The 8,800-nt window shown below is 54.3% G+C and carries 9 protein-coding genes; 6 read left to right on the plus strand and 3 right to left on the minus strand.

The annotated features are described in order from the left end of the window. From RTM06_RS16625 to RTM06_RS16635, 3 genes are all read left to right on the plus strand, one after another. On the plus strand, window positions 1-669 hold a 669-nt coding region (locus RTM06_RS16625; RefSeq protein ID WP_312183646.1), incomplete at its 5' end, for a TIM barrel protein. Window positions 670-679: 10 nt separating this feature from the next. Further along, complete coding sequence (locus RTM06_RS16630; RefSeq protein WP_312183649.1) at window positions 680-1,690, plus strand: Gfo/Idh/MocA family oxidoreductase; 1,011 nt, start codon at window positions 680-682, stop codon at window positions 1,688-1,690. A gap of 215 nt (window positions 1,691-1,905) precedes the next feature. After that, window positions 1,906-3,126, plus strand: a complete 1,221-nt coding sequence (locus RTM06_RS16635) for an aromatic amino acid transporter (RefSeq protein WP_312183651.1) — start codon at window positions 1,906-1,908, stop codon at window positions 3,124-3,126. A 39-nt stretch (window positions 3,127-3,165) separates the two neighbouring features. Here RTM06_RS16635 and otnK read toward each other — a convergent pair whose 3' ends face one another. Next, the gene (gene otnK, locus RTM06_RS16640) at window positions 3,166-4,446 is read right to left on the minus strand and encodes a 3-oxo-tetronate kinase (protein WP_312183653.1); all 1,281 of its coding nucleotides are present in this window, start codon (window positions 4,444-4,446) and stop codon (window positions 3,166-3,168) included. Then, window positions 4,440-5,105 (minus strand): aspartate/glutamate racemase family protein, encoded by a 666-nt coding sequence (locus tag RTM06_RS16645; RefSeq protein ID WP_409455811.1) that lies wholly within the window; start codon window positions 5,103-5,105, stop codon window positions 4,440-4,442. The genes otnK and RTM06_RS16645 overlap by 7 nt, the downstream gene beginning before the upstream one ends. Window positions 5,106-5,310: 205 nt before the next feature. Between RTM06_RS16645 and RTM06_RS16650 the strand changes: the two genes are divergently transcribed. Both RTM06_RS16650 and RTM06_RS16655 read left to right on the plus strand, forming a co-directional pair. Continuing rightward, on the plus strand, window positions 5,311-6,558 hold the full coding sequence (locus RTM06_RS16650; protein WP_312183657.1) for an alpha-hydroxy acid oxidase: 1,248 nt from the start codon (window positions 5,311-5,313) through the stop codon (window positions 6,556-6,558). 2 nt (window positions 6,559-6,560) lie between these two features. Beyond that, the gene (locus RTM06_RS16655; protein ID WP_312183659.1) at window positions 6,561-7,250 is read left to right on the plus strand and encodes a substrate-binding domain-containing protein; all 690 of its coding nucleotides are present in this window, start codon (window positions 6,561-6,563) and stop codon (window positions 7,248-7,250) included. Here the strand turns inward: RTM06_RS16655 and RTM06_RS16660 are convergent. After that, entirely contained in the window at window positions 7,247-8,281 is a 1,035-nt protein-coding gene (locus tag RTM06_RS16660; protein ID WP_312183661.1) for a LacI family DNA-binding transcriptional regulator, read from the minus strand. The two genes, RTM06_RS16655 and RTM06_RS16660, sit on opposite strands and share 4 nt — an antisense overlap. A 263-nt stretch (window positions 8,282-8,544) precedes the next feature. On the opposite strand from RTM06_RS16660, the gene RTM06_RS16665 reads away from it, so the two are divergent. Next, window positions 8,545-8,800, plus strand: a 256-nt coding sequence (locus RTM06_RS16665; protein WP_312183663.1) for an MFS transporter, incomplete at its 3' end; no start/stop codon positions are given.

An 8,800-nucleotide genomic window follows, 5' to 3' on the forward strand; every position in this document is an offset into this window, starting at 1 on the left:
TTATCCGGTGAACAAGTTCGTGATCTGGCTGAACAACATGCGTTCACCATCGAAACGATTAATGCGGTTTATCCGTTTAACCAATTAACTGATGAGGTGCTGGATAAAACGCGCGCTTTATTAAACGCTGCGCGTGAAACCGGTGCCAAAGCGTTAGTACTCTGCCCACTGAATGACGGCACGGTTATTTCCCAGCAGCAAACCGTGGATGCGTTAAAAACGCTGGCACCGCTGTTCGCTGAATATGGCATCGCCGGTCTGGTTGAGCCGCTCGGATTTCCACAAAGCTCGCTGCGTTCTGCCGCACTGGCACAACAGCTGATCAAGCAAGCGGGCGCGCCGTTCAAAATCGTACTCGATACTTTTCACCACCACTTGTACGAAGGCGCTGAGCAAGACTTTGCCGGCGGCGTCGACGTCAACAATATCGGACTGGTGCATCTTTCTGGCGTCACTGATGCGCGCCCAACGCATCAGCTAACTGACGAAGAGCGCATCATGCTCAGCGCCGACGATCTGCTGAAATCGAAACAGCAAGTGCAGCGTCTGGAAGAGATGGGCTATCGCGGCATCTACGCCTTTGAACCGTTTTCTTCCGTAATGGATGGCTGGAGCGAAGAACAGATTGCTCAGGAAATCCAATCCAGCATTGCTTACCTGAATAACTAAGGAACACGCTATGACGCTCAATATTGGTGTAATTGGCACGGGCGCGATTGGTCGCGAACACATCCGTCGTTGTAGCCAGGTGCTGCAACATTCGCGCGTAGTGGCGCTGAATGACATCAACCGCAGCAACTGCGAACAGATCGTTAAAGATCTGGGAATCCAGGCGGAGATTTATGACAACGCGCATGATCTGATTAACGCGCCAGAAGTGCAGGCGATTCTGGTCACCTCGTGGGGCCTAACTCATGAAGAGTTCGTGCTGGCGGCAATCAAAGCGGGCAAAGCGGTGTTCTGTGAAAAACCGCTGGCGGTTACCGCGCAGGGTTGCATGAACATCGTTGAAGCGGAAATCGCCGCCGGTAAAAAGCTGGTGCAGGTCGGCTTTATGCGTCCTTACGACAGCGGCTATCGCGCCTTGAAAACGGTGATTGAGAACGGTGAGATCGGCGAACCGTTGATGCTGCACTGCGCGCACCGCAATCCCGAAGTCGGCGATGCCTACACCACCGATATGGCCATCACCGACACGCTAATTCATGAGCTTGATGTGCTGCGCTGGTTGCTGAAAGATGACTACGTCAGCGCGCAGGTGATCTATCCGCGCTCAACGAGTAAAGCGTCTGCGCATCTGAAAGATCCGCAAATCGTACTGCTGGAAACCGCCAAAGGTGTGCGCATCGATGTAGAAATCTTCGTTAACTGCGCTTACGGCTACGATATTCAGTGTGAAGTGGTAGGCGAAAGCGGTATAGCACGTTTGCCTGAACCGATGTCGGTACAGACGCGCAGCGCGGCCAAACTCTCCACCAGTATTCTTACCGACTGGAAAAAGCGTTTCATCGATGCCTATGACGTGGAGCTGCAGGACTTCATCAACAACGTGTTGGCGGGTGAGATGACCGGGCCATCCGCATGGGATGGTTATGCGGCGGCGGTCGCGGCTGATGCCTGCGTTGCGGCGCAAAACTCGGGTGACATCGTGCCGATCAACATGCCAGCGAAACCGACGTTCTATAACTAAGTTCTTTTCCCTTCCATATACGCGCGTTTTGTTGGCGTAATGCTCGTCAGTTAAGCGTCTTTCGGTCACCATAAATGGCGACCCTACAAAGGATTGGCGGTGCGCATAAATGCGCACCTGCATTATGGCGCGCGTTTTATCTCGTATCACACTCTCTTCTCAGCGTTTTCCCGTGTATCATCGCCGCTTTTAAGCAGTTTTGTAGGGAATAAGTGATGACGGAGATGACATTGTCCCGCCGCCAGCCTTCCGTATGGTGGGGCGCGATGATTATTTGCGGCACCGTAGTGGGCGCAGGGATGTTTACGCTGCCGGTGGTGATGGCGGGCGCGTGGTTTGGCTGGGCTATGGTGTTGTTGCTGATTAGCTGGGGCGGGATGTTGCTGTCCGGCTTGTTGTTTATGCGTGTCAGCTTGAAGTATCCGCCCGGCGCGGGTTACGACACCTTAACCAAAGATTTGCTCGGACGCGGCTGGGCGACGCTCAATGGTCTTAGCATCTTATTTGTCCTCGGCATTCTCACCTACGCCTACATTTCGGCCAGCGGCCCGGTTTATCAGCACTCAATCAGTCAGTTGGGATTAACGATCTCTACCGCAGAAGCCAAAACAGTGCTGACGCTGTGCGTTGCTTTGGTAGTGTGGCTCGGTACTACCGGCGTCAGCCGCTTGATGACCTTCTGCGTGCTGGCGAAAATTCTGCTGTTGATCGTACTGTTCGGCGGCTTACTGACGCAGGTGAACGTGCCGTCGTTACTGAGCGGGCCCGCAGCAGGGGAACATTACTGGCCTTATGCACTTGGCGTGCTGCCGTTTTGTCTCGCGTCGTTTGGTTACCACGGCAACATCACCGGTCTGGTGAGTTATTACGGCGGTAATAAGCAGAATATTACGCGCGCGTTGGTCTTGGGTACCTTGCTGTCGCTGGCGCTGTATCTGTTTTGGCTGACCAGCACCATGGGAAATCTTCCGCGCAATGCGTTTCCCAAGATTGTGCAGCAGGGCGGTGATATCGCGGCACTGATGGCAGCGTTGCGTGATCATCTGCACGTAAATGCGCTGGCGCTGATGATGTCGATCTTCTCGCATTTCACGGTGATCGCTTCATTCCTCGGCGTCACTGCTGGTCTGTTTGATTTCATCGCCGACCGTCTGGGATTCGGAAATTCACCGGGCGCGCGTCTGAAAACCTCCAGCCTGACTTTCCTGCCGCCGTTACTCGCCTCGATTTGCTGGCCGAGTGGTTTTGTCGCCGCGATTGGTTTTGCAGGACTGTTCGCGACTTTATGGGCGGTGATCATCCCGGCCATGCTGGCGTGGAAATCTCAGCAACGCTGTTCACTGGCAGTGGTTTTACTGTTTGTATTTGGCGCAATGAATATACTGGCCTGGCTGCTGAGCTGGTTTGGGGTGTTGCCGGAATTTGGTGGCCGATAAGAGAGAAAAGGACAACGTCGTGCAGACGTTGTCTTCGATTTAATGCGTAGAACCGGCTAACACGTTAAGGGCATGCGAGAAGAAGTCGCGCCGACCAAAATTCCCCGATTTTAGCGCCAGCGCCAGCGGTCGCTCGCCTTGAGCAAACAGGGCGGGCACGCCAGGATCGATTTCACTTCCAACCTGCAGCGAACCCAAATTCAACGCGCTGACTACGGCACCCGAGGTTTCTCCGCCGCCAACCACTAAACGCTGTATGCCCGCCTCGTGCACTAACTTGCGTGCCGTATCACCAAACAGCCGATCAAGGCGTTGCGAGATATTGTGCTGGCCAAACTGCTGCTGCATTTGCTTTACGGTTGCGGGATCGCCTGAGGAATAGATCAGCGGGCAACGGTTCTGTTGGGTGAGGATAAAATCCACGAGATCGTCAGCATCAATTCGTTCCGCCATCACATCCTCAATCTCAATGGCCAGCACCGCATGCTGTTTTTGGTGTTCTTCTATTTGTCCGCGCGTCGCACCTGAACAACTGCCAACTAAAATGGCGCTGGAACCTTTAATGGCAGGAAACTCACTGTTGTTACCTTGTGCTTTACCGGCACTGATAAAATTGTGCGGCAGGGCAAGCGCGATGCCCGATCCACCACTGATAAGCTTCTCATCCGCAGCGGCGATGCCGATCAGCGTTAAATCGTGATCGCTGATGGCATCCACCACCACCAATTGCGGTTCCTCATCTGTCCGGGCTTGCAGAATCTCGCGCAGTGCTTCACTGCCTTGCACCACTTGCTGCCAGCCAATGTGGCTGACGCGCGTTTTTGCCTGGCGCGCCAGCAAACGGCGGATATCCGCATCCTTCATGGGCGTCAAAGGATGATGCTCCATGCCAGATTCATTCAGCGGACGGTCGTGCACAAACAAATTGCCCTGATAAAGCGTACGGCCCATCGCGGGAAACGCCGGGCAGACAATCACATTGCGCGCCGCTAATCGCTGAGCCAGCGCGTCGAGTACAGGACCAATGTTGCCAGAGTCGGTCGAGTCAAAGGTCGAGCAATATTTAAATACGATCTGCGTACAGCCTTGCTGCAATAGCCATTCACAGGCAGCCAGCGATTGTTGAACAGCTTCCTCTGCGGGCAGAGAGCGCGATTTCAAGGCAATAACGCCAGCTTGCACCTGTTTGTCTGCAGATTGATGCGGTACGCCAAGATACTGCGTCGTGCGCAAACCGCCTTCGCCCACCAGTCCTTTCGACAGCGTGACGGCAATATCGCTGGCACCGGTAAAATCATCGGCGATGACCCCAATCAGCATGATGATCCTCCAATCGCGGACTGCATTTTTTTCACCGCTGCATGCGGTGCCGTTAACACCGGAATCGAGACTTTCTCACGCACGGCATCGGCGGCGCGCGAGGTAGAGAAGTGCGCCAGCATAATCACATCGCAGTGACTTAACTGCGGTGCGCACTCTGCGACCAGACGATTGTGGCTGGCGACATCACCTTTACGCAGCAGGTCGATGGCATCCGGAACCAGCACGGTTTCCAGCGTCGCGGATGAACCAATTTGTTCGGCATAGTGATAAAACTCATCGCACATCGTCACTAATGACGGACCAAAGGTCGCCAGCATGCCGATGCGTTCGCCTTGCAGCAGTGCAGCCTCGAACATCGCTTCATTCGGTTTCAGCACCGGCACCGGCAAAGCCGCAGAGAGTTCATCAATCGCTGGACCAAAGGCTGAGCAGGTCACCAGAATACCTTGCGCATTCATTGCATAACCGTAGCGGCCAAAAGCAACAAAGCGATCAGTCAACTGGCGCGAAAGCAGTTCCTCTTTAGCGCGATCCAGCGTCAAACCATCATCCAGCAAATTCACCACTTCAGCCTCAGGCCAAAGATCGTTAAAAGCGTCCTGAATAGGAGACATCGCCACCGGCGTGGCATGCAGTAAAACTATGCGTTGGCTCATCATTTTCTCCGACACCAGCGATACACAAGTGAATTACAGCACACCATATCTGAGTTAGAATGAAAATGTAAGGGCTTACATTTGTCTTCATATGGTGATGCCCGTCACATAAAAAAACTGCGCATCTGTCAGGATGTAAGTGAATGCATTCGTCTGAATGCCTAATTTGAAATCGCTTACTTTTAGCTAACTCTGAGAACGCACTATGACCATTCGTGGAGAAACCACCGCTATTAACATTAACGTGACACCCGAAGCGCAGGTGCGCCCTGCGAATACGTTGCCACGCCATTTTCGTGACTTGCTGGCGTTAGATGATTTTGAACGCCATGCGCGTAAGCGATTGCCGAATATGATTTATCAGTATGTAAAAGGCGGCGTGGAAACCGGCAGAGGACTTGCTGCCGCGCATGAGGCTTATCAGCAATATGTCTTTGTGCCGCGTATGTTCCGCGATGTTTCTGGCCGGGATCAGCGTGTGAATTTATTGGGCCATGATTGGGGGCATCCATTCGGTGTTGCTCCGCTTGGCGGCGCGTCGTTTGTCAGTTACCGGGCTGACTTAATGCTGGCGAAGGCTGCACGCGCAATGAATGTGCCAATGATCCTCAGCGCCTCGTCGCTGATTCCGTTAGAAGAGGTGATCGCCGCTAATCCCGACGCCTGGTTTCAGGCCTATCTGGCGGGCGACCAACCGCGTATCGATCGCCTGGTCGACCGCGTTGAACACGCCGGTTATAAAACGCTGGTGGTGACCGGTGATACACCGATGCTGGGTAATCGGGAACATAACACCCGCAGTGGCTTCAGCATGCCGATAAAAATCACGCCGAAAGTGATGTGGCAAAGCGCCATGAGTCCGCGCTGGCTATTGGGCACGGTGGCGCAAACCTTTCTGCGTCATGGTGCGCCACACTTCGAAAATACCGATGCTGAACGCGGCCCGCCGATGATGTCGAGCAAAGTACGTAACACCAATGCACGCGACAAACTGAGCTGGAAGCACGTTGAAGCGATCCGTAAAAAATGGAAAGGCAATCTGGTGATTAAAGGGCTGATGTCGCCGGATGATGCCTTCATCGCGCGTGATCTTGGCGCCGATGCGGTGATTCTCTCCAACCACGGCGGCCGTCAGCTGGACTACACGGTGCCGCCGCTGCATACACTCGCTGAAATTGCGGCGGCGAAGGGCAATATGAAGGTGATTATTGATAGCGGCATCCGTCGCGGCACCGATGTGATGAAAGCGATGGCGCTGGGCGCGGACTTCGTGTTTCTTGGTCGTCCATTCCTGTATGGCGCGGTGATTGGCGCTCAGGCGGGCGTTGAACATGCCATGCATATCCTGCGGGATGAAATCGATCGCGATTTAGCACTGATCGGCGTGACGCGGCCTGAGCAACTTAATGCTGCGCTGCTGCGTCGCGCTCCCTTTTTCGCCCGCGAGGATTAATCATGGCGTTAACGATTTATAGCGCGCTTGCACTGAGCGCGCCGTTTAACACGCTGGTTGCCCAATGGCAGTCGCAACATCCTGATGCACCGCTGGCGATACGCTGGCATCCCAGCACCATCATCGAAAAAGAGCTCAACGACGGCGCCGGTGCGGATGTGGTGATCGCTACGGTTGAGACGCTGGATCATCTGACACAATCGGGTTTGGCGGATGCGTGCACGCGCATCGAACTGGTCGATTCTCCCATCGGAATTGCGGTGCGGGCGGGCGCTGCGCAGCCTGATATCAGCAATCGCGAAACGTTGATTCAGACTTTGTTAGCTGCGCGTTCGGTGGCCTGGTCAGAAGCCGGAGCCAGCGGTGTCTGGTTTTCACAATTGTTGAAACAACTTAACATTGATACGGAACTGCGCGTGCGTGGCACGGTGATTCCTGCTGGTTTTACCGCCGAGCAACTGGTGCAGGGCAACGCTGACCTGGCAGTACAGCAGATCAGCGAACTGCTGATGGTGGAGGGCATTGATGTTGTTGGACCGCTGCCAGCGGGTACGCAGCAGGCGATTTCGCTTTCGGCTGCGGTGTTAAGCCGCGCCCAACAACCTGAACGGGCGCAAGCATTTCTGAGCTGGCTGAAAACGCCGTCAGTCACGGACGTGTTCAACCGATTCGGCATGGATAGACGCGATTAGCGTTCCTGACGGGGCACCGAGCCGCTGCTGCCCCGGACAATCAACTCGGTACTTATCTGCGTCTGCATTGGTGCGGGTAAGTTATTCAGCGAGTTCAACAAATAGTGCGCGGCGTGTTCACCAATCGACGCTAAATCCACGCGCATGGTGGTCAGCGGATGCTCAAGATGCTCGGCGTATTCATAGTCGTTGAAGCCTACGATGGAGATATCATTCGGAATGCGCAGATAGCGCTCGCTCGCCGCGCGCATAGCACCAAACGCCAGCAGATCGTTACCGCAGATGATGGCGGTGGGCGGCTGCGGCGCATCGAGTAAACGAAACACCGCTCTGCGCGCATCATTCATGGTGAAGGCGTTATCAATTAAATGCGTGTCCGGCAGCGTCAATCCATACTGCTGCAGGGCGCGGTGCGTACCGTTCAGACGTTCTGAAATACGATCGTTGGAAGGCGGCGTGCCGACAATCACCGCAAAACGCTGATGCCCTAATCCCAGCAAATGCTGCGCCAGGGTTTCAGCTGCACCTTCGCTGTCATAACCGACACAGGGTCTTTCGCTGTCTTGCGAAAAGGTCTGCACGCAGGCGATATCTTGCTGAACGATGCGCTCCCAAAGTTTGGGATGATGAGTATTGCCCACCAGCATCAAACCGTCGATGCCGTACTCAATCAGCTTATTAACTTCTTTCAGCTCGGTTTCCGGATCGAAGTTGGAGTTGGCCAATAGCAGCGTATAGCCGGCTTCATGAATCAGTTGCTGAAAAGCCGCCAGCGGGCGCGAAAAGGTTTCCGTCGCCAGCGTGGGTACTACCGCGCCAATCGTCATGCTGCGGCGTGAGGCGAGGGTGCGCGCGGCGCGGTTAATCACATATCCCAATTCCTCACAGGCCTTTTCCACCGCTTCACGGCGTGACGCTTTGACCGTGGTGCTGCCGTTTAATACGCGTGAAACCGTCGCCGTTGAAACGCCAGAGAGACGCGCAACATCATCCAGTGATACGCGGCCAGATCCATTTTGCTTATCACTCATCAAGTCACTCCTGCAGAAAGAGTGAGCTTGTCCACAAAAATTGCAGACACCTCACAGGTAATTTTGAAAGCGCTTACTTTTGGCTTGACTGAATTTTGTAATCGCTTACTTTTGACATCATGTTATCAGGTTGGGTGTGCCTGCTCACGTTTTTTAACACGATCATGAACTGTCACCCCCAAATTTAACCACAACGCTGACTGCAGCCGCCTGAAGGCCGCAGAACCTGTGTTAACCCTATATAAATCATAAAGGAATTCACCATGCGCAGATATCCACGAATTCGCTGGCTGATGATCGTGTTCTGCTTTTTCGCCATCGCAATCAATTACATCGATCGTATCAACCTCGCAATCGCCGCACCGCACATCAAAGCAGATTTAGGCCTCGATGACACCAGCATGGGGCTGATTCTGGGCGCCTTCTTCTGGACGTATGCGCTGATGCAAATTCCGGCTGGACGCCTACTCGATCGTCTCGGTGCACGTGCCGGGCTGGCCATCGCCGTTGGCTGGTGGT

It is taken from the genome of Pantoea sp. CTOTU46764, assembly GCF_031974595.1.
In the GTDB taxonomy this organism is placed as follows: domain Bacteria; phylum Pseudomonadota; class Gammaproteobacteria; order Enterobacterales; family Enterobacteriaceae; genus Pantoea; species Pantoea trifolii.